The sequence below is a fragment of the Mycobacterium sp. NGS51 genome, assembly GCF_059812525.1.
Map to the genome: position 1 here is coordinate 239,436 of NZ_JCALCV010000001.1, position 25,736 is coordinate 265,171.

Sequence of the window (25,736 nt, forward strand, 5' to 3'; positions counted from 1 at the left end):
TCCGGCTACGCCGTCAGTAGCGGTGCCATCCAGGTCAGCTCGGCGGGTAATTGCGCGCTCCAGAACGATGCGTCGTGCCCGCCCGGCGAGAAGCCGCCCGCCGGCGGATTGGGCAACTGCGCCACGAACTGCTTGGTAGCTGCATAGAACGGATCGCTGTTGCCGCAGTCCACCCGGATCGGAATCGACGCCAGCGCAGGCATTCCGAACACCGAATTGGCCGACCAGTCGTCGGCGCCGTCGAAGGCGCCCGGTGCGGTCGCCCCCGGCGAGAGCCACAGTGCCGGGCTCACCGCGCAGATCGCCGCGGTACGCCCCGGCCCGAGCCGGCCGCCGAGCAGCAGCGCGCCATAGCCTCCCATCGACCAGCCCAGGAACGCCACGCGTGAGGTATCCAACCCCTGCTTATCCAGCATCGGGATGAGTTCGTTCAACACCATGGCGCCCGAGTCTTCGCCGGAAGCCCTCTTGTGCCAATAACTTCCGCCGCCGTCGACGGCGACCACCGCAAACGGTGGGAGGCCGGCGTCGACGGCTTGCGCCAGGCCCTGCTCGACCCCGCCGGCCATCACGGTGGCGGCATCACTGCCCTTGCCGTGCAGCGCGATCACCGGTCGCAGGGCCTTGGTCTGGCCCGGCGGACGTGCGATCGCCCAGTTGGTCGTCACCCCTCCGCGCGCCGCTGACACGAACGAACCGGTCGCCATCGTCGGGGCGGCGACCGGCGCGGGCGCCGGTTCCAGTGGCGGCGGAACCAACGGAACGCCGCGACCGGTCATCGGCGCCGGTGCGGCCTCCGACGGCTGTGCCGGAAACAGCGTGCCCAACGCAGAGGCACCGACGGCGCCGGCGACCACGTTGGCCCCGAGGCGCAGCACCGCACGACGGCTCAGGTCCGGCATGCCGGACATCATAAAGTGCGCCGCTCCTCCTCATCGCATCGCTCGCTCTGCATCGTCGCCGGCGCGATAAAGTGCGCCGCTCCTCGACGTCGGCGCGATGTCAACGGGGCGGTCGTTTGTCCGAAAGGGCAATACTGCCCCTGCCTGCCTGGCAGCATGTCAAACGTGACGGCAGCAGTCACTCCTAAGGGGGAACGCCGGCGGTACGCGCTGATCAGCGCGGCCGCCGAGCTGCTGTGCGAAGGCGGGTTTGAAGCGGTGCGGCACCGGGCTGTGGCGCAGCGGGCGGGCCTGCCGCTGGCATCGACCACCTACTACTTCTCCTGCCTCGACGACCTGATCGCCAGCGCGGTCTCCCATGTCGGGATGCTGGAGGTGGCCCAGTTGCGTTCCCGGGTGGCGAGCCTGTCCCGGCGTCGCCGCGGCCCGGAGACCACCGCCGACGTCCTCGTCGATCTGCTCGTCGGCGACGAAACCGGCCCGCGGCTGATCGAACAGCTGATCTCGCGGTATGAGCGCTACATCGCCTGCGCCCGGCTCCCGGCGCTGCGCGATATCCAGCGCCGAAACCTGCGTCAACGCGTCGACGCGGTCGCGGACGCCATCGAACGGTCGGGACGTTTGGTGCGACTCGAGCTGGTCTCGGCGTTGATTTGCGCCGTCGACGGTGCTGTGGTCTCCGCGCTGGTTGACGACCAGCAGGACCCGCGGGCTGCCGCCAGGGCGACCGTGATGGACGTCATCGATGTGCTGGCGCCGTTCGAACTTCGGCCAGTGCAGATCTGATCCTGCACCGGTTTCGGTGGCCGGCCGGTTTCCGGGAGGCGCCGCAGACGTGCCTGCGGCTTACGGGCGCCAGCCCCGCTTGCGCCGGGTGATGGGGCCGCCGCAGCTGCTGTTCTTCATTCTGGGTGACATCTTGGGCGCCGGGGTGTATGCGCTGATCGGCGATGTGGCAGCCGAAGTCGGTGGGGCAGCGTGGGTTCCGTTTCTGCTGGCATTCTTGATCGCCGCCGTGACCGCCTTGAGCTATCTGGAGTTGGTGACCAAATATCCGCAGGCCGCGGGTGCGGCGCTGTATGCGCAAAAGGCGTTCGGCAATCAGTTCGTGACGTTTCTGGTGGCCTTCGTCGTGATGTGTGCGGGAATTACGTCCGCATCGATGGCATCGCGGTTTTTCGCCGCCAACTTTGTGGTCGCATTCCATATCGGCTGGGGTTCGGTGGGCGTCGTCGTGGTCGCGTTGCTCTTCATGGCGACGCTGGCCGCGGTGAACCTGCGCGGCGTGGGAGAAAGCGTCAAGCTCAACGTCGTGTTGGCCAGCATCGAAATCACCGGGCTGGTTCTGGTGATCCTCGTCGGCCTGTGGGCGTTCGGTGTGGGCCAGCATGTCGACTTCGCGCGGGTGGTCGCGTTCGACACCGCCGCCGACAAGAACGTGTTTCTGGCCGTCACGACCGCGACATCGTTGGCGTTTTTCGCGATGACGGGCTTCGAGGATTCGGTCAACATGGCCGAAGAAATCAAGAACCCGGTGCGAACTTTCCCGAAGGTCCTGCTCTCCGCGCTGAGCATCGCGGGCATCGTCTACATCTTCGTGGCGATCATCTCCGTGGCGTTGGTGCCGGTCGGGGAGCTGAAAGTCAGCGATACTCCGCTGATCGATGTCGTCGGTATCGGGGCGCCGGGGCTGCCGATCAAAACCATCCTGCCGTTCATCTCGATGATCGCGGTGTCCAACACTGCGCTGATCAGCATGCTCATGGCCAGCCGGTTGATCTACGGGATGTCGCGGCAGCAGGTTTTGCCCCCCGTGCTGGGCGTCGTGAGCCCGACCAAGCGGGCGCCGTGGGTGGCGATCCTGTTCACCACCGCGGTCGCCTTCGCGCTGATCCTCTATGTCACCGCGGTCGCCAACACCGACGCGATCGAGGTCCTCGGCGGCACTACGTCGCTGCTGTTGCTGGCGGTGTTCGCCACGGTCAATGTCGCGGTGCTGGTGCTGCGCCGCGATGTCCGCCGAAATCGGCGCCACTTCAAGACGCCGACTGCATTGCCAGTCATCGGATTTGCGGCCTCGCTATTTCTGGTGACGCCGCTGTCCGGCCGGGAAGGTCAGGAGTACCTGCTGGCCGGCATTCTGGTCATGAGCGGGGTCGTGCTGTCGCTGCTCACCGTTGTCATCAAGCGTCAGTTCGACATTCGCGATGCCGGCATCACCGACGCCGCGCACCTGGCCGACGCGCCGGATTAAAGTTCGGTGGCCAGCAGCGACAGTCCCGGCCGGGCAGCGGCCGCTTCCAGCCCGCGCCCGGCCTCGGCCAGCACCGGCTGGCGCGCCGAACGGTACAGCAGCAGGATCGCCCGACCCATCTGTTCATCCTGGGCGGCCGCGATGGAGCTGGCGATGTCGCACGGTATGCCGAGCGCGGCGAGTTGGTCGATCCGTTCGTGCACGGTGCTGCCGAGCATGGTGTCGACCAGCTTCTCGCCCTCCTCCGCGGTCTGCCACACCTGGGCCAGGTCATGCCAGACGTAGTCGGGATCGAAGAGCCCGACGACATCGCTGGCCCAGCTGCGCACCAGCTCGGGCCGGTGCATCACCACATTCATCACATGGCCGCCACCCCAGTCGTGCCCGACCAGATCGACCGGTTCGTCGAATTCGGCCAGCTGGTCTTCGAGCCAGTCGCGGTATGCGAGGTAGGTCGCCGGAAACTCGTCGGGTAGCGCAGCGCCGAACCCGGGCGGTGACAGGCACACCACGTCGTCGCGGCCGAGGGCAGCGATCAGCGGGCCCCAGATTGCCGCGGTCTCTGGGTTGCCATGCACCAAAACAACACTCATAGCGGCAATTCTGCATCGAGTAGGGTAGTGCGCTACTCCAATTACGGGTGCCGGTCACCGGACAGTGCGCGAAGGGCCGCCAACTCGAGTTGTGCTTCCTCGAGCAGGGCGCTGACGCGCGCGAGCCGCTGTTCCACGTCGTCGGGGTCAGGCGGCCGCTCCGGCGCGGCGAGTTCAGGCGGAAGCGACGGTGTGACGATGTAGCCGGTCGTGAAATCGCCGTAGATCGTCACGTCCTCAGGGCACTGGTACCAGTACAGCGCGATGTAGGCACAGACGACGGCGTCGATGGCATCCTCGGCCCCATCCAGCTGTACCGGTCGAGTTGCCGCGGTCACCCTATTGCGCAGCTCGACCCAGGCCACGTGGTGGTTGACCCGCAGTCGCGGCGTCGCCTCGTCTAGCCCTTCGATCAGCGTCATCAGCTGCAGCAACGCGCGCTGGCGACTGTCGAAGGCGCCGCGTTTGTACTTCAGCGTGCGATCCAGGCCGAAAAGCACCACGGTCGCCGGATGTGGGTACACCTCGATGGCTCGCCGGCTCGCTTGGGTGCGCGGGTCCATATCGAGGGCGAGCACGTCGGCCAGCCTTGCGCCACGGGGGCCCCGGGCGAACTCCGGCCTGCCGGTGTACGCCGGCCGCGCACCCGCTTCGAACTTCTGGAAATCGCGGTTGAGCGCTTTCTCACACGGGCGGTGTCCGGTCGGGTTCTTCACGATCAGCGGCGCATCGATGGCGACCAGGCATTCGTTGCTGGTGTAGGGCGACAGCGCGTTGTCGATGCTGGCGTCGTCCTGCGCTACCCCGACATGCAGAAGCCGGCCGTCGGCGTCGACGACCGCGACACCGCTCTGGTTGATTTCGCCCCAGGCAAGGTCGACACCGACGAAGTACATCCGCTCAGCTTGCCGCATTGCGACCGTAAGCTGTGACGTTGTGAACATCCCGAATGTGCTGGCCGCCCGGTATGCCAGCGCCGAGATGGTGTCGATCTGGTCGCCGGAGGCCAAGGTTGTCGCCGAGCGGAGGCTGTGGCTGGCGGTGCTGCGAGCCCAGGCAGAGCTGGGCGTGCCGGTCCCCGAACAGGCGCTCGCCGACTACGAACGGGTGCTCGACGACGTCGACCTGGGCTCCATCGCGGCCCGCGAGCGGGTGACCCGCCACGATGTCAAAGCCCGCATCGAGGAGTTCAACGCGCTGGCAGGCCATGAGCACGTGCACAAGGGCATGACCAGCCGTGACCTGACCGAGAACGTCGAGCAACTCCAGATCCGCAGGTCGATGGAACTCGTGTTCTGCCACGGCGTGGCGGTGGTGGCGCGGCTGGCCGAGCGGGCGGTGGCCTACCGCGACCTGGTGATGGCCGGACGCAGCCACAACGTCGCCGCCCAGGCGACCACATTGGGCAAACGGTTCGCCTCGGCCGCACAGGAGACACTGCTGGCGTTGACGAGGCTGCGTGAGCTGATCGACCGTTATCCGCTGCGCGGCATCAAGGGCCCGATGGGCACTGCCCAGGACATGCTCGATTTGCTCGGGGACCGAGCGAAACTGGCCACACTCGAACAGCGCATCGCCGAATACCTCGGATTCACAACGGTGTTGAGCAGTGTCGGCCAGGTGTATCCGCGGTCGTTGGACCACGACGTGGTCTCGGCGCTGGTACAGCTCGGCGCGGGCCCGTCGTCGCTGGCGCACACCATTCGGTTGATGGCGGGGCATGACCTGGTCACCGAGGGCTTTGCGCCGGGGCAGGTCGGATCCTCGGCGATGCCACACAAAATGAACACCCGCAGTTGTGAACGGGTCAACGGCCTGCAAGTGGTGCTGCGCGGCTACGCGTCGATGGCCGCCGAACTCGCCGGCGCGCAGTGGAACGAGGGTGACGTGTTCTGCTCGGTGGTGCGCCGAGTGGCGTTGCCGGACAGCTTCTTCGCCGTCGACGGGCAGATCGAGACATTGCTGACCGTGCTCGACGAGTTCGGCGCGTACCCGGCGGTGATCGGCCGGGAATTGGACCGCTATCTGCCGTTCCTGGCCACGACCAAGGTGCTGATCGCGGCGGTGCGCGCCGGGATGGGTAGAGAAGCCGCGCATGAGGTGATCCGCGAGCACGCAGTGGCGGCCGCGCTGGCGATGCGGGAAGGCGCCGACCCCGATCTGCTCGCGCGGTTGGCGGCAGACCCGCGGTTGCCGCTGGACCGCGCCGCTATCGACGCAGCGCTGGCCGACAAACAAGCGTTCACCGGCGCGGCCGGCGACCAGGTCGACGCGGTGGTCGCAGCGGTGGACGCCTTGGTGGCGCGCTACCCGGAGGCGGGCAAATACACGCCCGGTGCGATCCTATGACCCTCGCCGACGCCCTCTCGGGAATCGACTTCACCGATCTGGACAACTTCGCGAACGGCTTTCCGCACGAAATGTTCGCTGTCCACCGGCGAGAAGCGCCGGTGTACTGGCATGAGCCCACCGAGCACACCCCCGACGGCGAGGGCTTTTGGTCGGTGGCGACTTACCCGGAAACGCTTGAGGTACTGAAAGATCCGGAGTCGTACTCGTCTGTCACTGGCGGCGACCGGCCGTTCGGCGGCACGCTGCTGCAGGACCTGGCCATCGCGGGCCAAGTGCTCAACATGATGGATGACCCGCGGCATTCGCAGATCCGGCGACTCGTCAGCTCCGGTTTGACGCCCCGGATGATCCGTCGCGTCGAGGACGACCTGCGCGGCCGGGCGCGCCGGCTGCTGGACGCCGTCGTACCGGGAGAACCGTTCGACTTCGTGGTGGACATCGCTGCCGAACTGCCCATGCAGATGATCTGCATCCTGCTGGGAGTGCCTGAGTCCGACCGGCATTGGCTCTTCGAGGCGATCGAGCCGCAGTTCGACTTCGGCGGTGCTCGCAAAGCGTCCCTTTCGCAGCTCTCGGTCGAGGAGGCCGGGTCGCGGATGTACACCTATGGGCAGGAGTTGATCGCCTCGAAACGCGCCCAGCCGACCGACGACATGTTGTCGGTGGTGGCCAACGCAGAGCTGGACGAACCTGAAGGGGGGCCGGCTCTATCGGACCTCGAGGTGTATTTGTTCTTCAGTCTGCTGTTCAGCGCGGGCGCAGAGACGACGCGCAACGCGGTCGCCGGTGGGTTGCTGGCGCTGGCCGATCACCCGAACCAATTGCAGGCACTGCGTGCAGATCTGGGCATGCTGCCGACGGCGGTGGAGGAGATAATTCGATGGACGTCACCGTCGCCGTCAAAACGACGCACAGCCACCTGCGACGTCACACTCGGCGAACAGTCGATCTCGGCCGGTCAGAAAGTTCAGATCTGGGAGGGTTCGGCCAACCGCGACGCCGCCGTATTCGACCACGCTGACCAATTCGATATCACGCGTAAACCCAATCCGCACTTAGGCTTTGGCCAGGGTGTTCATTATTGTCTGGGGACCAACCTGGCCCGGCTGGAACTGCGAGTGTTGTTCGAGGAACTGCTGACGCGCTTCGACGGCGTGCAGCTCGTCGCACCCGTCGAATGGACTCGCAGCAACCGCCACACCGGTATCCGCCACCTCGTGGTGAAACTACTCGGTGCGGGGTGAGGATTCGACTCAGTGCCGTCACGCTGACGCCGGACGTCTTCTCGGCGGTGATGGCTACTGGGATCGTGTCGATCGCCGCACGGAACCACCACTACCCGTGGGTCAGCGGAACATTGGGCATCCTCGCGTCGCTCGGCCTGCTGGTCCTCGTCATGCTGGTTATCACCGGCGTCGTCGCCAAACGCCGGATCCTGCCGTGGGATCTGCGCGATCCGGATATCACCCTGCGATTGTTCACGTTCGTCGCGGCGTGCGCGGTGCTGGACTCCCGGCTGGTGGCCCATCCAATTGTGGTGCGAGTACTCGGCGCGATCGCCTCGGTGTCGTGGCTGGTGTTGATCGTGCTCACCGCGCGGAATATGACCGGGCACGGCTGGGCAGCCCTACGCGACCGAGTGCACGGCGCGTGGGAGCTGGCCAGCGTCGGGTCGTCCGGATTGGCGATTGTTGCCGCTCAGGCGGCTCACCACACCGGCCACCGCTGGTGGTTGATGGTTGCCCTACCGATTTGGCTGGCGGCGATCGCCATCTACTGCTTGATGACCTGGCTGATGCTTTGGCGCGCGATTGCCGAACGACAGGATCGCGACGGGTTCGAGCCCGACACCTGGATCCTGATGGGCGGGTTGGCGATCGCAACGCTGGCCGGCGATTACATCCATCAACAGGCCCCGCATTGGCTGGCCGGCGGCGTCCGCACTGTCACGGTGGTCACCTGGGTGGCGGCCACGCTGTGGATACCGCCGCTGATCTATTTCGGCTTGCATCGCATTAGTCAGCGTCCGGAGGTCCTGCAATTCACCGGGGTGTGGTGGACGCTGGTATTTCCACTGGGCATGTACTCCGCCGCCACTGACGCGATGGCGGTCGAGCTCGGTCTGCGATCCTTGCATACGATTTCGTTGGTGTTCTTCTGGGACGCGTTGGCGGCGTGGGTAATTGTGGTCGTCGCCGGGCTGCTGCGAATTTGGCGACGGATCCGGTCGTCAACAGACACAAAAACGGGTACCTGATTTCGCATGACCGACAACCTTGTGCTCGATCTCTTGCTGCAACTCGAACGCGCGGGGTGGGATTCGCTCTGTTCGGGTAGGGGTGCGCGGTTTTACGGCGGCGTGATGCTGCCCGACGCTGTCATGGTGCTCGCCAACGGCATGGTGATGGACCGCGACACCGTGGTTTCGGCTCTGTCGGAGTCGCCGCCCTGGCGCACCTACGACATCGCCAAGGTGCGGTTGATCAGCATCGACGACAACAACGCAGCCCTGGTGTATATCGGCACTGGATACCGTGCCGGGGACGAGCCGACTTTCGTCGGCGCGATGTCGAGCATGTACCACCGCACCGAGGACGGCTGGAAGCTGGCGCTCTACCAGCAGACGCAGCTCGCCGACTAAGGGCCCGATCTCCAACGGATGAGGCCCGCCGACCGCAGCTCAAGGGCGGCCAGGCCGCGAATGGCCGCGGGATCCTCACGCCGCCACGCGCTGACCGGATCGGCGCTGACAGCGCTGAGCCGCCGCAGCGGCCGATTCGCCAATGCCCGCAACGCCAGTAGCTGTTCGCCGGCCGGTGTGGCAGCCAGCGCGGTCACGGTCAATTTGCGACGGAAGAACCGCAACCGCAACACCAGCCAAGGCATCACCACCGCGAAAATCGGTGGCGCCGCAACTGCCAGCGCCAAGACGACGGCCAACCAGCTGGCGGTGGTGTCCAGGTTGTGCCCGGCCTCGGCAATCTCCAGGGCCGGCTTGCTGGCCGCGGTGAGCGGCTTGCTGAGGGCGTCTCCGATAAGCGGTACGCGGTCGGCGTTATGCCCTGCGGACGACAGGTTGCCGGCGATGCCGCGCGCGCCGCCGTCGACCTGCCGTCCCACCTCGGCGATCGTCGACACCGCACTGTGCACGGCCAAGCCGACGAATACCCATACGGCAGTCCACACAACGACGACGGCATCGCTGAACAACTGCCCCAACAGTCGCGCAGGAGTAGTGGCGTAAGGTACGAACCTCGATTTCATAGCCCTGATCCCAGCACAGCAGCAGTGCTCAGCTGCCCGATAATCGCGCGCCGGCGTAGTGCGCCCGGCTCCGCCGCGCTTGCGATCGCCATTAAGCTGACCCGATGCGTCCCGCCCTGTCCGACTACCGGCATCTGGCCAGCGGCAAAGTCCGCGAGCTCTACCGCATCGACGCCGAGCACCTGTTGTTCGTCGCGACCGACCGGATTTCGGCGTTCGACTACGTGCTCGACAGCACGATTCCGGACAAGGGTCGCATCCTGACCGCAATGAGCGTGTTCTTCTTCGACTTCGTCGAGGCGCCCAATCACCTGGCCGGACCGCCGGACGATCCGCGGATTCCCGACGAGGTTCTCGGCCGCGCGTTGGTGGTGCGCGAGTTGAAGATGCTTCCGGTGGAGTGTGTGGCCCGCGGTTACCTGACCGGCTCGGGCTTGCTGGACTACCAGGTCAGCGGCAGCCTCTGCGGTATCGCGCTGCCACCGGGTTTGGTGGAGGCCAGCAAGTTTCCCACGCCGTTGTTCACCCCGGCGACCAAGGCCGAGCTGGGCCAGCATGACGAGAACATCTCGTTCGCACGGGTGACCGAGATGGTGGGTGCGGTGCAGGCCAACCAACTGCGCGACCGTACGCTGCAGACCTATGTGCAGGCCGCCGACCACGCCCTGACGAAGGGAATCATCATCGCCGACACCAAGTTCGAGTTCGGTATCGACAATCAGGGCGACCTGGTGCTCGCCGACGAGGTTTTCACTCCGGATTCGTCACGTTATTGGCCGGCTGACAACTACCGGCCGGGGGTAGTGCAGACTAGCTTCGACAAGCAATTCGTCCGCAACTGGCTCACCGGCCCCGAGTCCGGCTGGGACCGCGCGGGTTCGCAGCCACCGCCGCCGCTACCGGACGACATCATCGACGCCACCCGCGCCCGCTACGTCGATGCCTACCAACGGATTTCCGGACTGCGGTTCGACGACTGGATCGGGCCGGGAGCGTGACCGCTACGCCTGCGCCGCCGGTCGCCAAACGGGTCGAGAGTCGACGGGAATTCCACGGCGACGTGTTCGTCGATCCATACGAATGGCTGCGGGACAAGGCCAATCCAGACGTGATTTCCTACCTGGAGGCGGAGAACGACTACGCCGACCAGTCGACCGCCCAGCTGGAGCCATTGCGGCAGCGCATTTTCGACGAGATCAAGGCACGTACCAAAGAGACCGATCTATCGGTGCCTACCCGGCGTGGCCAGTGGTGGTATTACGCCCGCAGCTTCGAAGGTAAGCAATACGGCGTGCACTGCCGTTGCCCGGTCACCGATCCGGACGACTGGACGCCGCCGGTGTTCGACGAGCACACCGAGATTCCGGGCGAGCAAATATTGCTCGACGAGAACGTCGAGGCCGACGGCCACGACTTCTTCGCGTTGGGTGCCGCCAGTGTCAGCCCCGACGGCAACGTCCTGGCGTATTCCGTCGATATCGTCGGCGACGAGCGCTATACCTTGCGATTCAAAGATTTACGCACAGGCGATCGGTATTCCGACGAGATCGTCGGAATCGGCGCCGGAGCGACTTGGGCGACTGATAACCGCACCGTGTACTACGTCACCGTGGATGCGGCCTGGCGTCCGGACACGGTGTGGCGGCATCGAATCGGTTCGGGCCTGCCCGCCGCGAAGGTCTATCACGAAGCGGACGAACGGTTCTGGCTGGCGGTGGGCCGCACCCGCAGCGATGCTTACGTGTTGATTGCCGCCGGATCGGCGATCACATCGGAGGTCCGCTACGCCGATGCCGCCGATCCTGAAGCCGAATTCGTGACCGTGTGGCCGCGCCGAGACGGCGTCGAATACTCGGTGGAGCACGCCGTCGTCGGCGGTGAGGATCGGTTTTTGATCCTGCACAACGAGGGCGCGGTGAACTTTACGCTCGTCGAAACGCCGGTCAGTGATCCAGCCACGATGCGTACGCTCGTCGGCCACCGCGATGACGTGCGACTCGACGCCGTGGATGCGTTGGAACGCCATTTGGTGCTCAGCTATCGACGCGAAGCGCTGCCGCGGATCCAGCTGTGGCCCATCGGCGACGACGGCGTTTATGGCAGTCCCGAAGAGATTTCGTTCGACTCGGAGCTGATGTCATCAGGTCTTGGACCCAACCCGACGTGGAATTCGCCGAAGCTGCGTGTCGGTGCGGGATCGTTTGTCACGCCGGTGCAGATCTACGACCTCGACCTGGCCACCGGGGAGCGCACATTGCTGCGCGAGCAACCCGTGCTCGGCGACTTCCGGCGCGAGGATTACGTCGAACGACGCGACTGGGCACTGGCGGACGACGGCACCCGAATTCCCGTGTCGATCGTGCACCGGGCCGGCATCGAATTCCCGGCTGCAACAGTGCTGTACGGGTACGGCGCCTACGAGATCTGTCAGGATCCGCAGTTTGGGATCGCGCGGCTGTCGCTACTGGACCGGGGCATGGTGTTCGCCGTCGCCCATGTCCGCGGCGGTGGTGAGATGGGCCGGCTGTGGTACGAGCACGGCAAGCTGCTGCAAAAGAAGAACACCTTCACCGACTTCGCCGCGGTGGCCAGACATCTGGTTGGCTCCGGGCTGACTCAACCGCAGAGCCTGGTGGCAATGGGCGGCAGCGCAGGTGGTCTGCTGATGGGCGCGGTGGCCAATCAGGAACCGGATCTGTTTGCCGGCATCCTGGCAGTGGTGCCTTTTGTCGACCCGCTGACGACCATGTTGGACCCGTCGTTGCCGCTGACTGTCACCGAGTGGGATGAATGGGGAAACCCGTTGCAGGACAAAGCCGTCTACTCGTATATGAAGGCCTACTCTCCGTACGAAAACGTCGACAAAAGGAAGTACCCGGCCATCCTCGCGATGACTTCGCTGAACGACACCCGGGTCTATTACGTGGAGCCGGCGAAATGGGTTGCGGCGTTGCGGCACGCCAAGTCCGACGGCAATCCGGTGTTGCTGAAAACTCAGATGAGCGCCGGCCACGGCGGTATCAGCGGTCGTTACGAGCGGTGGAAGGAAGTCGCATTCCAGTACGCCTGGCTGCTGGCTGCCGCAGATCATGACCACTATGGCAGCGGTCAGGTAGACGACCTGCTCAGCGGTACGCGCGGGTAGACGGGTGCGACGCGGGCAGTTAGCCGAGGTCAGTGGGCCATCGTCGGCGGCCGGTCGGCTACCGCGGCGATCGGCTTCTTGGGCAGAAACGCCGCGGGGATATACGCCAACAAAGCCATCGCGGCGGCCACGACGAACACCGCGGTGTAGGCGTGTGAAATGTTATCGCTGTCGTTGAATTGGTTGGTGAGGATCACCGACATCAGTGCGGTGCTGATCGACGCTGCCACTTGGAGATTGACGTGCACGAGCGCCGAACCGCGCGCGATCTGATGGGGGGCCAGGCACTGTACGGCCGCGGCCACGAGCGGCATCGTCGTGCAACCCAGCCCCATGCCCATCAGCGTCAGTGCCGTCAGCAGCACGGGCAGGTAGCTGGCCTGCGTCGAGACGCCATAGGCGAAGACGGCCATGCCGGCGCCGATCAGCGTGATGCCGGCCAGCACGATCTTGTGCGGGCCGCGCTTGTCCAGCAACACTCCGGCGACGGGCATGGCGATCAGCGCACCGAGCCGCTCGGGGATCATGTGCACTCCCGACTGCAGCGGCGTCTGGAGCAACATCTGCTGAAAGCAGCTCGGCAGGAGCAGTCCGGCGCCGAAAAGAGCTGCCGCGGTGAACAACAACGTTGAGTTGGCAGCGGTGACCTCGCGATTCTTGAGCAGCCGCAGATCGATCAGCGGGTGGTCCGCCCGGTACAGCGCATGCAGAACGAACCCAGTGATCATCACTAGGCCGCCCGCTACCGGTATCCACACGTGCTCGTCGACGACCGTGCCGCGACCCGGGATGGACGACACCCCGTACAGCAGCGCGGCCAGACCCGGCGATAGCAGCAGCATGCCGATGACGTCGAATGCCTCGGACGGGGTCGCGCGATCCGGTGGAAAGACCATCGCGGCCAGAGCGAATGCGGCCACACCGATCGGCACGTTGATCCCGAAAATCCACTCCCAGCTGTAAGTGTCGATCAGCCACCCACCGAGAATCGGTCCGGCGATCGGGCCGAGCAGCATCGGAATACCCAACACCGCCATCAGACGGCCGATCCGCTTTGGACCTGCTTCGCGGCTCAAGATGGTCACGGCCAGCGGCATCAACATGCCGCCGCCGAGACCTTGTAGCACTCGAAATACGATAAGAACACTGATGTTTGGCGCCAGTGCACACAACAATGAGCCCACTGTGAATGCCAGTACGGACGCCATGAATGGCCGCTTAGTGCCGAATCGGTCGGCGGCCCAGCCGGCCAGCGGGATCACCGTGGCCAGCGCCAGCGTGTAGCCGGTCATCGTCCAGGCGACAACGGCCTGGGTGGACCCGAACGCGGTGATGAACGTGCGCTGCGCGACTCCGACGACTGTGGCGTCCATGATCGCCATCACCACGGCCACGGCGCACACACCGGCTATCCGCAGCAGGCCCGGGTCGAGCCTGTCCGGATAGCTGGGTTCGTTGCTGGTCGACTGGCGGGAGCGCAGCACGGACACCAGCGTAACGACAACTAGCTAGATGACCAACCTACTTTGCGGATGCTGACGTAGTCTCGCAGCATGACGCTGACCGAAATCCCGTTGACCACTCTCGACGATCGCCCCACGTCGCTGGCCGACTATGCCGATCGCGCCGTGCTCGTCGTCAACGTTGCCTCGAAATGCGGCTTGACGCCGCAATACAGCGCGCTTCAAAAACTGGCTCAGGACTACGCCGAGCGCGGACTGACCGTGATCGGGGTGCCCTGCAACCAGTTCATGGGCCAAGAACCCGGCACCGCCGGGGAAATCCAAACCTTTTGCTCCACCAACTACGGTGTGACGTTTCCGCTGCTCGCCAAAACCGAGGTCAACGGTCCTGGCCGGCATCCGCTGTATGCCGAACTGACCAAGACGTCCGACGCCGCCGGTGAGGCGGGCGATGTGCAGTGGAACTTCGAGAAGTTCCTCATCGCGCCCGGCGGAGCCGTGGTCAATCGGTTTCGGCCACGCACGGCGCCCGATGCGCCGGAAGTCGTCGCCGCCATCGAGTCTGTGCTGCCCAATTAGCTGGTCAGCTGGATCGATGCCCGTTAGCTGCGTGGACTTCACCGTCTGGACACCTGCGATCGGCACACTGACGGTGTGTCTGGAAAGCTGATCGTTTCGGTCTCCGGGATCGGAGACCGCACGTTGGCCGACGTCGCGGCATTCTGTGGGCAGATGGATTCCCGCGGGGTGCCGGTGTCGTTGCTGGTGTCCCCACGCCTCAAGGGTGACTACCGTCTCGACCGCGATCCGCACACCGTGGAATGGCTAGCCGGCCGGCGCGCCTGCGGCGATGCGATCGTGTTGCACGGTTATGACGAGGCGGCCACCAAGAAGCGCCGCGGCGAATTTGCGACACTGCCCGCCCACGAAGCCAACCTGCGCTTGATGGCGGCGGACCGGGTGCTCGAGCACCTCGGACTACGCACGCGGTTGTTCGCCGCGCCCGGGTGGGCCGTCTCGCAGGGGGCCGTCACCGCGTTGCCGCGCAATGGCTTTCGACTGCTGGCCGACTTGCACGGAGTCACCGACTTGGTCCGCCACACCACCGAGCGGGCGCGGGTTCTCGGGATCGGCGAAGGTTTCCTGACCGAACCGTGGTGGTGCCGGATGTTGGTGCTGTCGGCTGAGCGCATCGCGCGGCGCGACGGCGTTGTGCGGCTTGCGGTAGACGGTCGCCAACTGCGCAAGCCCGGGCCATTACAGGCGATGCTGGATGCCGCGGACCTGGCGTTGCTGCACGGCTGCGAACCGTCGATGTATCGGTGGCGACCGGATCGGGTGATACTCGGCGCGGCCTGACCACCCCGGGTCGCTACTCTTTAGCGCCATGGACGCTGACGTCATCATCGTCGGAGCGGGACTGGCTGGCCTGGTGGCCGCCTGCGAGGTGGTCGATCGCGGCATGCGGGTGCTGATCCTGGACCAGGAGAACAGCGCCAATCTCGGCGGGCAGGCATTCTGGTCGTTCGGCGGCCTGTTCTTTGTCGACAGTCCCGAACAACGCCGCCTGGGTGTGCGCGACAGCCATGAACTGGCGCTGCAGGACTGGCTCGGCACTGCCGCATTCGACCGGCCCGAGGATTACTGGCCGAGGCAATGGGCGCATGCCTACGTCGATTTCGCAGCCGGGGAGAAGCGCAGCTGGCTGCGCGCCCGGGGCTTGCAGATCTTTCCGTTAGTGGGCTGGGCCGAGCGCGGTGGCTACGACGCGCGGGGACACGGCAATTCAGTGCCACGCTTTCACATCACCTGGGGCACCGGGCCCGCACTGGTCGAGATCTTCGCGCGGCGGTTGCGGGACCGGTCGTCTGTGCGTTTTGCGCACCGCCATCAAGTCGACGAGTTGATCGTCGACAACGACGCCGTCACCGGCGTTCGCGGCAGCGTGCTGGCACCGTCCGCAGAACCACGCGGCGTGGCATCGACACGAGAGGTGGTGTCGCAGTTCGAGTTCCGGGCTTCGGCGGTGATTGTCACCAGCGGCGGGATCGGCGGCAACCACGATATGGTGCGGGCGAACTGGCCCAAGCGGATGGGTCGGGTACCCGATCAACTGCTCAGCGGAGTGCCGGCCCACGTCGACGGCCGGATGATCGGCATCACCGAGCAGGCCGGGGCCCGGGTCATCAACCGCGACCGGATGTGGCACTACACCGAAGGCATCACCAACTATGACTCGGTCTGGCCACGGCACGGTATTCGGATCATTCCCGGACCGTCGTCGCTGTGGCTGGACGCCAAGGGCAAGCGGCTGCCGGCGCCGCTGTATCCGGGCTTCGACACTCTGGGCACGCTGGAGTACATCGCCCAATCCGGCTCCGACTACACCTGGTTCATCTTGAACGCCAAGATCATCGAGAAGGAGTTCGCACTCTCGGGGCAGGAGCAAAACCCTGATCTGACCGGTCGTAGCGTGCGCGAGTTGCTGGTATCGCGGGCGCGGTCGGGGCCACCGGGCCCCGTGCAGGCCTTTGTCGACCGGGGCGTGGATTTCGTCAGCGCGAAATCGTTGCGTGCGTTGGTGTCCGCCATGAACCACCTTCCGGACGTGCTGCCGCTGGATTACTCGACTGTCGCCGATGAAGTCACCGCGCGCGACCGCGAGGTGGCCAATCGATTCAGCAAGGACAGTCAGATCACCGCGATACGTGCTGCCCGCAGCTACCTAGGCGACCGGTTGGGCCGGGTGGTGGCCCCACACCGCCTGGCCGACCCCAAAGCCGGGCCGATGATCGCGGTCAAGCTGCACATCCTCACCCGAAAAACGTTGGGCGGGTTGGAGACAGACCTCGACTCGCGCGTGATCAAAGCCGACGGCAGCCCGTTCGACGGGTTGTATGCGGCCGGCGAGGTAGCCGGCTTCGGCGGCGGCGGCGTGCACGGCTACCGGGCGCTGGAGGGAACGTTCCTGGGCGGCTGCATCTTCTCGGGACGTGCCGCGGGGCGCGGCGCCGCCGGTGACATCGCCTAGTTCGCCCGTGGCCGCGAGCGTGAAGTTAGGTTCACTCTCGGCGACGAACGTGAACGTAACTTCACGCTCGCCGGTGGCGGGGTGCCTAGAAGGTGACTGCGCTTTCTTCGGGCAGCACCTGAAAGTCGGTGTCGGTCATCTCGCTGAGCCGGCCGTAGTAGATGCCTCGGGCGTTGGGCGCGATGATGCCCTGGTGGACGGGCACCGCGCGGGCCGGCGCCACGGCCCGCAGATAGTCCACCGCCTCGGAAACCTTCATCCACGGCGCCGCCGCCGGGGTGGCCAGTACGTCCACCGGCTCGTCGGGGACGAACAACGCATCGCCGGGGTGCATCAGCCGCGCGGGATGGTCGCCGTCGCCCACTAGATACGAGATGTTGTCGATAACGGGTATTTCCGGGTGGATGACCGCATGCTGACCGCCGAGGGCCCGGATGGTCAGTTCGCCAACGGACAGCTCGTCACCGACTTGCACCACCGTGCACGGCTCACCGAGTTGCGCGGCGGTTTGCGGGTCGGCGTATAGCGCGGCATCCGGATTGGCTTCGCACAGCGCGGGCAAACGGGTGTGGTCGACGTGATCGGGATGTTGGTGAGTGATCACGATGGCCGATAAGCCGGTGATTCCCTCAAAACCATGCGAGAAATTACCCGGGTCGAATAACACAGTGGTATGGCCGAAGTCGGCAAGCAGACAGGAATGGCCGAAATGCGTGAGTTCCATGCCTACGATTGTGCGCGCAGGGGGTATGTGCTGTGCGGGTGATCCTGGCGACGATGCTGCTGGCAGGCGGTCTCGTTGTTGGCCCGGGGCCGGCGGGAACCGCACATGCGGATCCCGAGACCTGCCCGCCGGTGTGCGACACGATCCCCGATACCGCCTGGATCCAAACCCGCGCCGTGCCGCTGCACACCACCTATCGCTGGCCGTCACTTGCCGGTATCGCGGTGCCCTTGACGGGTACAACGCCACGCTTCCGGTTCGAAGAGTTGTGCGCCACCCCGCCGTTCCCGCAGGACAGCCGGGACTCCACCGTCGCCAGCCGCGCGACCGTGCTCAACCCGCAGGGTCAATGGCAGCTGCAGGCCCAAATTCTGCACTGGCGCGGCGACACCGCACGCGGCGGCCAGAACGCCTCCTCGGTGTTCCACATCGCTGCCGCCGCGCTGCGCGGCTGTCAACTGGGCTCACCGGCGCAGTCGCCGTCGGTGACGGCCGAGGGGCCCAACCGGCTGGCCGCAGTGATCAGCGGCCCGGTGATCATGCGCACCTATCTGGTCGCTCACCCGCAGAGCAGCACCATCAGCGAACTCACCCTCTGGGCGGCGGCCCCTCCACAGCTGCCATGGCCGGTGATCTCCGACGATCAGGTTCTGGACGCGATGACCGCACCGCTGTGCGCCGCCTATATCGGATCCTGTGGGTGAGGTAGCACCGGTAGAGTTGGCGTCGAGCAAACAACGCTAAGGAGGACCGCCGGTGGCCCGGGTGGTTGTGCATGTGATGCCCAAGGCCGAGATTCTTGACCCGCAAGGTCAGGCGATTGTCGGCGCATTGGGGCGTCTCGGCCATGTCGGCGTCTCAGATGTGCGGCAGGGCAAGCGATTTGAGCTGGAAGTCGACGACACCATCGATGACTCGCAGCTCGCCGAGATTGCGGAGTCGCTGTTGGCCAACACGGTGATCGAGGATTGGACCGTGAGCCGGGAGGCGCAGTGAAGGCGCGGATCGGGATCATCACCTTTCCCGGGACACTCGACGACGTCGACGCGGCCCGGGCGGCTCGCTTTGTCGGCGCCGAGGTGGTCAACCTGTGGCACGCCGACGCTGATCTCAAGAGCGTTGATGCGGTGGTGGTGCCTGGTGGGTTCTCCTACGGCGACTACCTGCGGGCCGGCGCGATCGCGCGGTTCGCACCGGTGATGGGTGAAGTCGTGGCCACAGCGCGCCGCGGTCTGCCGGTTCTGGGGATTTGCAACGGTTTTCAGGTGCTGTGTGAAGCAGGCTTGTTGCCCGGTGCGCTGACTCGCAACGCCGGGTTGCATTTTGTCTGCCGTGATGTGTGGCTGCGGGTGGAGTCGACGACGACGGCATGGACGTCGCGTTTCGAGCCGCAGGCTGATCTGCTGGTTCCGTTGAAGTCCGGCGAGGGCCGCTATGTAGCCTCGGCGGATGTGCTCGACGAGTTGGAAGGCGAAGGGCGAGTAGCGTTTCGCTACCACGACAACATCAATGGCTCGTTGCGCAATATCGCCGGAATCAGCTCGGCCGACGGTCGCGTCGTCGGGCTGATGCCGCATCCCGAGCATGCCATCGAAGCACTGACCGGCCCCTCTGACGACGGGTTGGGTCTTTTCTATTCCGCGTTGGATTCTGTTCTCACGGCCTGAGCTCCGTCGGAGTCTCGATAGGCCTCCAGAAGTCGTAGCCATACCTCGCTGATCGTCGGAAAGCAGGGCACAGCGTGCCACAACCGGTCGATTCGAACCTGCCCGGCGACGGCGATGGTTGCTGAGTGCAGCAACTCGGCAACACCCGGACCGACGAATGTCACGCCCCGGAGGTATCCGTGATCGAGATCGACCACCATCCGGGCCCGGCCGGTGTAGCCGTCGGCGTGGAGCTTAGCTCCCATGACCGTGTCACCGAATTCGACATCGACCGCCCGCACCCGGTGGCCGGCCTGCTTGGCCTGCTCGGCCGTCATCCCGACTGCGGCGGCTTCCGGGTCGGTGAAAAAGACCTGCGGCACCGCGTGGTGGTCTGCGGTGGTCGCGTGTGCACCCCACGGCGAGGTGTCCAGCGACCGGCCCGCCGCACGCGCCGCGATCGCGGCGCCCGCGATCCGTGCTTGATATTTGCCTTCGTGTGTGAGTAAGGCTCGGTGGTTGCTGTCACCGCATGCATAGAGCCAGCCGTCGTCGATGTTGCGCACCCGGCAGGTGTCGTCGACATCCAACCAGCTACCCGGCGACAAACCCACCTTGTCCAGGCCGATGTCGTCAGTGAGTGGCGCCCGGCCGGTCGCGAACAGCACCTCGTCAACTTCCAATTCGTTGCCGTCGTCCAGTTCAAGTGTCACCGGTCCGTCAGCGCTGGGGCGGCGCAGCTTGGTGACCGAGACGCCAACGCGCACAGCTACGCCGAGGTCGCCGAGACCGCGCTCGACCACTTCGCCGACGAACGGCTCCATTCGCGGCAGCAAGCCGGATCCCCGCGCCAGCAATGTCACCGACGCGCCCAACCCTTGCCAGGCGGTAGCCATCTCTACGCCGACGCCACCAGCACCCACGACGGCGAGGCGGTCAGGCACCGAACTGCTGTCGGTGGCTTTGCGGTTGGTCCACGGCCGGGCTTCGCCGATACCGGGTAAATCGGGAAGGACCGCACGGCTTCCGGTGCACACCACAACCGCATGTCGGGCACCGAGTACCGCCACCTCGCCGGTCGGTGTGCTGACAGCGACGTGACGGGTCCCGTCCAGCCGCCCATGGCCACGTACCAGGGTCGCCCCGATACCGGCGACCCAGTCGGCCTGGCCGGCGTCGTCCCAGTTGCTCACATAGCGGTCGCGTCGGCCGAAAACTCTCGCGGCGCTGATAACACCAGTGACGGCTTCACGCGCACCGTCGACGCGGCGGGCATCGGCGACGGCGATAACGGGACGCAGCAGCGCCTTGCTGGGAACGCAGGCCCAGTACGAACATTCGCCGCCGACAAGTTCCCGCTCGACTACCGCGACACCGAGGCCGGCCGCGCGCGCCCGCTCTGCGACATTCTGCCCAACCGGCCCGGCTCCGAGCACGATAACGTCATAGGAATTGTTGGCTGGATTCGTCTTCTGCATTGGCGCAGGAGCTGTTTCAGGTGGTGCCATGTCCCCAGACCCTCTCTTCGGTTACCCAGTTATGCGATGTCCGCTGGACAATTCCGGTCTACTAGAACAGAAGTGCTTAGCCTAGACATCGGCGACCTCAAAGGTGGCCACGAGGTGGCCGACGTTGATCTCGTGCGCCGCGAAGGACCGCGGTCAACTCGTCGTACCAGGCGTAGGACCCGGTGCGGGGAAATCCGAGCCAATCCGTCCCGCCAGCGCGTCGAGTGCAAGACCATGCGGGCCGCGAAACCTGTCCGCAACTTCAGCACTGATAAGAACGCCCAGCCTCCCATTGCGTCGAACTCAGGTTCAACCTGACCCTCCCGCACCAGACCGATATCGAGTTCGTCGTACGCAACGCGGCGACCTGTGCGGCGGTGTACAGGCGATGCGGCACAATTCGCGCATCGGGGCAGTCGGCTGCAAATCTCGATAGGGTTTCGGCAACGCCTCTCCCGCCGCAGTCGGACTGACGCCGACGCTGCTACGCACTACCAGCTTGGCTCCGGGCTTTCGCTCGAGTGGCGCTGATTGTCCGTGACAGCGCCGACCGGCTGAGATGCAAAGCCGACATGCATTGTTCTTCGATGACTGCGACGAAAGCAGTGAGCTCCGCAATTCCATTACCAAGCCTCGCCCGTTCGACTATCGATAGAGCTTATCGTCGCCATCAGCGATGCGTATCGACGCGCGCCACCCCGTTATCGTACATAAGTCTGACAAAGCTGTTGGTGCGCAGCGTGTTCGCGGCAGCGATATTTGCACTCGATTATGGGCGCTATCGGAAACCTGCATAACAAGACGCCTCGTTCGTCATGTTGACTGGCTCCGGTGATGTTTTCATGGACACCATCGGCGGTACGCGGTTGCGGACATTCAGATTGCGCTGACGGTTGTGATATCGCGAAAACCACGATCCTCAGTGCAATTTCGAGTTTGCCGGGTAGGCAGCCACTCCTGCTGAGCCGGCGGCCAATCCGTCAACGATGCCGGCCAGGCCGGCGAAGCCGGGAGCCGCAGCCATATCGGCTGCCACCCGCTGACTGGCATGGCGGTATCTCGGTTGATTCAGCACAGCGAGAATGTCGCGGCGCAGCGCACGTGGTGTTGGTCGCTCACTTCGAATCCGGCGACCGACGCCGGACCAGGCGACGCGAGCACCGACCTCGGGCTTGTATTCCTTGCCGCCGGTGGCGACGACCGGCACGCCGTAGCGCAAGGCGTACTGCACGCCGCCGTAGCCGCCATTGGTCACGTAAACCGCAGTGCGCGACAGCAATTCGTCGTAGGGCAGGTACATCGCCGCCCGGGCGTTCGCCGGCAGCGGGGGCAGCGTTTCCAGCGGGCGACCGCCCGTCGCCACCACGATCAGAACATCCTCGTCGGCGAGCGCACGCAGCGTCGGCGCGATGAGCTGCTCATAGTCGGTGTTGGCAACCGTGCCCTGGGTGACGTGGATGACGGGCAGGGTTGTGTCGAGATCAGACCACCACTCCGGTAGTGGGGCCTGCGAGCCGGCAGCCGAGAGCGGCCCGGCGAAGTAAAGGCCGGGCGGCGCATCGGACAACGGGTATTCGAAGGAGGGAACACCGAACTGTACGAGCGCATCTGCCCGGCGACCCCAGCCCGCCATCGTGCACGGCATATCGTTGCCGTGCACGTCCCGGTGCAGGTCGTTGACTGCTTGGTTGGCGCGCTGCAGGACTCGACGATTCAGAGCAGTCAGCGCGACGTTGCGCGGGCGGTTGAGGAACCGGGCGGGCGGCAGTCCCATGCCGAATGGCGCGGTGTCGCGGCTCTCGATGGCCAATGGAACGACTCCGCACATGACGACTGGCGGACGCGCCGAACGCGGGTGCTCGAGCAGGAACGCAGCGCCGAGAAAAACGGGCTCGGCGAGCACCGCATCGGCGGGATGCGCTGCAAGCGCAGCGACGATCGTGTCGTATTGCGCCTTGGCGGGGCGGGCAAAGACGTGTTCGACGTCGAAAGCGATCGCCTTGACGCCCTTCAGCTTTGCGCGCTCGGGAAAGTTCTGCAGATGAGTTCGGTGGTCTAAATCGGCTTCGGCGGGCAGCGGCAGATACGACGCGCCGGTTGCGGCGACCTTCTCGGCGAACAGAGAACCGGTGATGAATCGTACGTCGTCACCGCGCATGACGAAGTTTTCCGCAACTGCTAGCAATGGCGTCACATGACCGGGCGCAGGGACGCTGGCGATCAGGATTGATGACATTGCGCCTCCCGCGACCCGCAGTCTATCTTGGTAATGTAGTATTCATTACTGTGTCACCCAAGTCAATAGTCCGTCGGCCGCGGGCATATCGGTCCGAGTTACGTCAGCAGCAGGCGGAGGCGACCCGGTCGCGAGTCGTGGCAACTGCGGCGGAGCTTTTCGCCGCCCAGGGTTATGCACGCACCACGCTGGCCAAGATCGCCGCTGCGGCCGGTGTGTCCGCCGAAACCGTCCAGAGTCAAGGGCCCAAGGCCGTGCTGCTGATCGCCGCGATCGAATACGCGGGGCTGGGGGTGAGCGGCGAAGAAAATCTGCTCAACCTGGATGTCGGCCGTCAACTGATCGCCGACCCTCAGGAGTCGCTCGACTTCCTTGTCACGGCCGTGACGGACGTGCACCAGCGGACGGCGAAATTGGCCCCTGCGCTGTTCGGCGGCGCCGCTTCCGACCCGGACCTGGATCGGTACCTGAACGAGTTCATCGCCGGGATCAACGCGCAGGCCCGGCGAGTCCTAAGCGTGTTCAGTGAGCGTGGATGGCTTCGTGTTGATGTTCCGTTCGACGAGATTGTCGAGACCTGCGGGGTGCTCTGCAGTGTCGAAACGTACTTGCGGATCACTCACCGCGACGGGTGGAGCACGGACGCTTATAGGACATGGTGTCGGCGCATGTTGGCTGAGACCGTCTTCGCTAGGCAGCAAGCAACATAGCGATGGCCGCGAGCGTGCGTGGATCCGGCGACACGCTCGGCGTGTCGCCCGGGGACACGCACGCTCGCGCGGAGGGGTTATGTCCCGAGGCAGACCGCGGCTTCGCCGGTGTAGCACAGGAACGTCATGGTCTCTTGCATGTACAACTGCACGGTGTCGGCGTCGTGGGATAGGTAGCCGATCGCTACGTCGGTACCCAGCTGCAGATCGAAGTCGCCGCCGCGAGTGGTCAATACGAATGCGCCGTCGATCGCCGGGGCCCAGATGATGTCGCCGTCGACCAGCCGGTGCAGATGCTCGCGGATCGGATAGCCGTGTTCGGTGGTCTCGCTGACTTTCGTGTATGCGTCGGCCGACAGCAGCACGGAATAGGGGCCATCGACACCGGCCAACCGCAGGCCCGAAAGCGCCTGGGTGATCACGTCCGGGAAGTCGCGGGCATCCTCGGGCAGGGTCAGCGCAGGGTTGGAGCTCGCACTGCGGATGCCCTCGATCGACGCTTCCGGATAGCCCTCGAAGATCGCCCGGTCTTCCACGAACGCCAGCTTCTTGGCCGCTACCTTGACCGGATCCCAGTCGGCGTCTTGCGCGCCGCGTTCCACGTCATCGATCTCCGAACGCGACAGTGTGAACGGAACCCGGAGCCGCACAAGAGGTCTGCTGTCACGCAGGTGCGCCTCCACTCCATCGGTGGGCGCCGTCACATCGGTTAGTCGACCGGTGCTGACCGCCGCCGCCACCGGCCCGCCGGGCTCGCTGACATCGACCACCCGACGCCCGGCGATATGACGCTTGAAAGTCCGCGTCGCCTCCAATTCGATTTCAGCCCAAGCTTCTTCGGTGATCGGCGCTAGGTCGCGGTAGAGGTTGTTCATCAGGATTTTCCTTTCAGACTGCCGATCGCCAATGATCCGTCTCCGGGTGCCGCATCCGTTGCCGGCGCTGCCGGCGGTGAATCCGGCAGCGGCGGCGGATCGTCGAGGAAGTCAACGGTAGGGGAAAAGAACATTCCGCCGGTGATCGCGGTGGAGAAGTCAAGGATGCGGTCGGTGACCCCAGGCGGGTCGCCGAGGAACATATTGCGCAGCATCTCCTCGGTGACGGCCGGATTACGCGAGTAGCCAATGAAATACGTCCCGTATTCGCCCTTGCCGACCTCGCCGAACGGCATGTTGTGACGCACGATCTTGAGCTCGTTGCCCTCGTCGTCTTCGATGACATTAAGCGTGAGGTGCGAGTTGGCCGGCTTGTCGTCGTCGTCGAATTCGATGTCTTCCAGCTTGGTTCGCCCGAAGGCTCGTTCCTGCTCCGTAACCGACAACGCATTCCACCCGGCCATGTCGTGGACGTATTTCTGCACGTGCACATAGCACCCGCCGGCAAACACGGGGTCCTCGTCGCCGATCTGGGTGGAGCTCACGGCCACTGGCCCGTCGGGATTCTCGGTGCCGTCGACGAATCCCATCAGATCGCGGTTGTCGAAGAACCGGAACCCATGCACTTCGTCGACGACGGTGATCGCATCGGCCATCGCGTCGACCAGTCGGGTGGCCAGCTCGAAGCAGACATCCATCGTCTCGGCGCGGATGTGGAATAACACGTCGCCGGGAGTGGCCGGGGCGGCGTGCCGCGGCCCGCAAAGCTCCGCGAATGGATGCAGATCGACGGGCCGGGTTCCGCTGAACAATCGGTCCCAAGCGTCGGATCCGATCGAGGCGATCACCGACAAGCGTTTGGTGGGATCCCGAAATCCGATCGCGCGTACCAGCCCGGAGACGTCGGTCAGCGCCTCGTGCACAGTCGCCTCGCCGCCCTTGTCGATGGTGACCACCAAAAAGATCGCGGCCGGTGTCAACGGCGCGAGAACCGGTTGTGGCTGGACATCGGTCACGGTTTCGACCCTAACGT

At 65.2% G+C, this 25,736-nt stretch carries 24 protein-coding genes and 1 pseudogene; 15 read left to right on the plus strand and 10 right to left on the minus strand.

Annotated features, from left to right (window positions below):
- Nucleotides 1-5 precede the first annotated feature (5 nt).
- The gene (locus AC5Y5W_RS01255) at nucleotides 6-914 is read right to left on the minus strand and encodes an alpha/beta hydrolase-fold protein (RefSeq protein WP_500008694.1); all 909 of its coding nucleotides are present in this window, start codon (nucleotides 912-914) and stop codon (nucleotides 6-8) included.
- Between the two features lie 144 nt (nucleotides 915-1,058).
- Between AC5Y5W_RS01255 and AC5Y5W_RS01260 the strand changes: the two genes are divergently transcribed.
- Together AC5Y5W_RS01260 and AC5Y5W_RS01265 are read left to right on the plus strand one after the other, a co-directional pair.
- The gene (locus tag AC5Y5W_RS01260; protein ID WP_499889234.1) at nucleotides 1,059-1,688 is read left to right on the plus strand and encodes a TetR/AcrR family transcriptional regulator; all 630 of its coding nucleotides are present in this window, start codon (nucleotides 1,059-1,061) and stop codon (nucleotides 1,686-1,688) included.
- A gap of 91 nt (nucleotides 1,689-1,779) precedes the next feature.
- Nucleotides 1,780-3,156 carry an APC family permease gene (locus AC5Y5W_RS01265; RefSeq protein WP_500008849.1) on the plus strand — a complete coding sequence of 459 codons (1,377 nt, stop codon included), beginning with the start codon at nucleotides 1,780-1,782 and terminating at the stop codon, nucleotides 3,154-3,156.
- A 2-nt stretch (nucleotides 3,157-3,158) separates the two neighbouring features.
- Here AC5Y5W_RS01265 and AC5Y5W_RS01270 read toward each other — a convergent pair.
- A pseudogene (locus tag AC5Y5W_RS01270) lies at nucleotides 3,159-3,749 on the minus strand (alpha/beta fold hydrolase); the annotation flags it as partial.
- Between the two features lie 41 nt (nucleotides 3,750-3,790).
- On the minus strand, nucleotides 3,791-4,663 hold the full coding sequence (locus AC5Y5W_RS01275; protein ID WP_500008695.1) for a DUF429 domain-containing protein: 873 nt from the start codon (nucleotides 4,661-4,663) through the stop codon (nucleotides 3,791-3,793).
- A gap of 22 nt (nucleotides 4,664-4,685) precedes the next feature.
- On the opposite strand from AC5Y5W_RS01275, the gene purB reads away from it, so the two are divergent.
- Genes purB through AC5Y5W_RS01295 form a run of 4 tightly spaced genes read left to right on the plus strand, consistent with a single transcriptional unit; the run spans nucleotide 4,686 to nucleotide 8,742 of the window.
- The gene (purB, locus tag AC5Y5W_RS01280; RefSeq protein ID WP_500008696.1) at nucleotides 4,686-6,098 is read left to right on the plus strand and encodes an adenylosuccinate lyase; all 1,413 of its coding nucleotides are present in this window, start codon (nucleotides 4,686-4,688) and stop codon (nucleotides 6,096-6,098) included.
- On the plus strand, nucleotides 6,095-7,345 hold the full coding sequence (locus AC5Y5W_RS01285) for a cytochrome P450 (protein WP_500008697.1): 1,251 nt from the start codon (nucleotides 6,095-6,097) through the stop codon (nucleotides 7,343-7,345). The genes purB and AC5Y5W_RS01285 overlap by 4 nt, the downstream gene beginning before the upstream one ends.
- On the plus strand, nucleotides 7,342-8,358 hold the full coding sequence (locus AC5Y5W_RS01290) for a tellurite resistance/C4-dicarboxylate transporter family protein (RefSeq protein WP_500008698.1): 1,017 nt from the start codon (nucleotides 7,342-7,344) through the stop codon (nucleotides 8,356-8,358). The genes AC5Y5W_RS01285 and AC5Y5W_RS01290 overlap by 4 nt, the downstream gene beginning before the upstream one ends.
- A 6-nt stretch (nucleotides 8,359-8,364) precedes the next feature.
- Nucleotides 8,365-8,742: a nuclear transport factor 2 family protein gene (locus AC5Y5W_RS01295; RefSeq protein ID WP_500008699.1), complete on the plus strand. Its 378-nt coding sequence runs from the start codon at nucleotides 8,365-8,367 to the stop codon at nucleotides 8,740-8,742.
- Here the strand turns inward: AC5Y5W_RS01295 and AC5Y5W_RS01300 are convergent.
- Complete coding sequence (locus AC5Y5W_RS01300) at nucleotides 8,739-9,365, minus strand: hypothetical protein (RefSeq protein WP_500008700.1); 627 nt, start codon at nucleotides 9,363-9,365, stop codon at nucleotides 8,739-8,741. The two genes, AC5Y5W_RS01295 and AC5Y5W_RS01300, sit on opposite strands and share 4 nt — an antisense overlap.
- A gap of 104 nt (nucleotides 9,366-9,469) precedes the next feature.
- Between AC5Y5W_RS01300 and AC5Y5W_RS01305 the strand changes: the two genes are divergently transcribed.
- Both AC5Y5W_RS01305 and AC5Y5W_RS01310 read left to right on the plus strand, forming a co-directional pair.
- On the plus strand, nucleotides 9,470-10,363 hold the full coding sequence (locus AC5Y5W_RS01305; protein ID WP_500008701.1) for a phosphoribosylaminoimidazolesuccinocarboxamide synthase: 894 nt from the start codon (nucleotides 9,470-9,472) through the stop codon (nucleotides 10,361-10,363).
- A complete protein-coding gene (locus AC5Y5W_RS01310) occupies nucleotides 10,360-12,510 on the plus strand; it encodes a S9 family peptidase (RefSeq protein WP_500008702.1) in 2,151 nt (716 codons plus the stop codon). Before AC5Y5W_RS01305 ends, AC5Y5W_RS01310 begins: the two co-directional genes overlap by 4 nt.
- Nucleotides 12,511-12,539: 29 nt before the next feature.
- Here AC5Y5W_RS01310 and AC5Y5W_RS01315 read toward each other — a convergent pair whose 3' ends face one another.
- Complete coding sequence (locus tag AC5Y5W_RS01315) at nucleotides 12,540-14,000, minus strand: DHA2 family efflux MFS transporter permease subunit (RefSeq protein WP_500008703.1); 1,461 nt, start codon at nucleotides 13,998-14,000, stop codon at nucleotides 12,540-12,542.
- A 63-nt stretch (nucleotides 14,001-14,063) separates the two neighbouring features.
- Between AC5Y5W_RS01315 and AC5Y5W_RS01320 the strand changes: the two genes are divergently transcribed.
- The 3 genes from AC5Y5W_RS01320 (at nucleotide 14,064) to AC5Y5W_RS01330 (ending at nucleotide 17,004) form a co-directional block, all read left to right on the plus strand.
- Nucleotides 14,064-14,552, plus strand: a complete 489-nt coding sequence (locus AC5Y5W_RS01320; protein WP_500008704.1) for a glutathione peroxidase — start codon at nucleotides 14,064-14,066, stop codon at nucleotides 14,550-14,552.
- Nucleotides 14,553-14,627: 75 nt separating this feature from the next.
- Nucleotides 14,628-15,332, plus strand: a complete 705-nt coding sequence (locus AC5Y5W_RS01325) for a DUF2334 domain-containing protein (RefSeq protein WP_500008705.1) — start codon at nucleotides 14,628-14,630, stop codon at nucleotides 15,330-15,332.
- A gap of 28 nt (nucleotides 15,333-15,360) precedes the next feature.
- Nucleotides 15,361-17,004, plus strand: coding sequence for an FAD-binding dehydrogenase (locus AC5Y5W_RS01330; protein WP_500008706.1), 1,644 nt, complete (start codon nucleotides 15,361-15,363; stop codon nucleotides 17,002-17,004).
- Nucleotides 17,005-17,089: 85 nt separating this feature from the next.
- On the opposite strand, the gene AC5Y5W_RS01335 is transcribed toward AC5Y5W_RS01330, so the two are convergent.
- Nucleotides 17,090-17,728 carry an MBL fold metallo-hydrolase gene (locus tag AC5Y5W_RS01335; RefSeq protein WP_500008707.1) on the minus strand — a complete coding sequence of 213 codons (639 nt, stop codon included), beginning with the start codon at nucleotides 17,726-17,728 and terminating at the stop codon, nucleotides 17,090-17,092.
- Between the two features lie 32 nt (nucleotides 17,729-17,760).
- Here AC5Y5W_RS01335 and AC5Y5W_RS01340 point away from each other — a divergent pair, with 32 nt between their 5' ends.
- The 3 genes from AC5Y5W_RS01340 to purQ are packed head-to-tail and all read left to right on the plus strand — an operon-like array spanning nucleotide 17,761 to nucleotide 19,395.
- Nucleotides 17,761-18,432, plus strand: coding sequence for an ATPase (locus AC5Y5W_RS01340; RefSeq protein ID WP_500008708.1), 672 nt, complete (start codon nucleotides 17,761-17,763; stop codon nucleotides 18,430-18,432).
- A 52-nt stretch (nucleotides 18,433-18,484) separates the two neighbouring features.
- Complete coding sequence (gene purS / locus AC5Y5W_RS01345; RefSeq protein WP_065012978.1) at nucleotides 18,485-18,724, plus strand: phosphoribosylformylglycinamidine synthase subunit PurS; 240 nt, start codon at nucleotides 18,485-18,487, stop codon at nucleotides 18,722-18,724.
- Nucleotides 18,721-19,395 carry a phosphoribosylformylglycinamidine synthase subunit PurQ gene (purQ, locus tag AC5Y5W_RS01350; RefSeq protein WP_500008709.1) on the plus strand — a complete coding sequence of 225 codons (675 nt, stop codon included), beginning with the start codon at nucleotides 18,721-18,723 and terminating at the stop codon, nucleotides 19,393-19,395. The genes purS and purQ overlap by 4 nt, the downstream gene beginning before the upstream one ends.
- Here the strand turns inward: purQ and AC5Y5W_RS01355 are convergent.
- Both AC5Y5W_RS01355 and AC5Y5W_RS01360 read right to left on the minus strand, forming a co-directional pair.
- Nucleotides 19,362-20,852: a dihydrolipoyl dehydrogenase family protein gene (locus tag AC5Y5W_RS01355; protein ID WP_500008710.1), complete on the minus strand. Its 1,491-nt coding sequence runs from the start codon at nucleotides 20,850-20,852 to the stop codon at nucleotides 19,362-19,364. The two genes, purQ and AC5Y5W_RS01355, sit on opposite strands and share 34 nt — an antisense overlap.
- Nucleotides 20,853-21,801: 949 nt before the next feature.
- Nucleotides 21,802-23,118 (minus strand): glycosyltransferase, encoded by a 1,317-nt coding sequence (locus AC5Y5W_RS01360; protein WP_500008711.1) that lies wholly within the window; start codon nucleotides 23,116-23,118, stop codon nucleotides 21,802-21,804.
- A gap of 137 nt (nucleotides 23,119-23,255) precedes the next feature.
- On the opposite strand from AC5Y5W_RS01360, the gene AC5Y5W_RS01365 reads away from it, so the two are divergent.
- Nucleotides 23,256-23,828: a TetR/AcrR family transcriptional regulator gene (locus tag AC5Y5W_RS01365; protein WP_500008712.1), complete on the plus strand. Its 573-nt coding sequence runs from the start codon at nucleotides 23,256-23,258 to the stop codon at nucleotides 23,826-23,828.
- A gap of 77 nt (nucleotides 23,829-23,905) precedes the next feature.
- Here AC5Y5W_RS01365 and AC5Y5W_RS01370 read toward each other — a convergent pair whose 3' ends face one another.
- A complete protein-coding gene (locus AC5Y5W_RS01370) occupies nucleotides 23,906-24,703 on the minus strand; it encodes a family 1 encapsulin nanocompartment shell protein (RefSeq protein ID WP_500008713.1) in 798 nt (265 codons plus the stop codon).
- Nucleotides 24,703-25,719, minus strand: a complete 1,017-nt coding sequence (locus tag AC5Y5W_RS01375) for a Dyp-type peroxidase (RefSeq protein ID WP_500008714.1) — start codon at nucleotides 25,717-25,719, stop codon at nucleotides 24,703-24,705. Before AC5Y5W_RS01375 ends, AC5Y5W_RS01370 begins: the two co-directional genes overlap by 1 nt.
- Nucleotides 25,720-25,736: the final 17 nt, after the last annotated feature.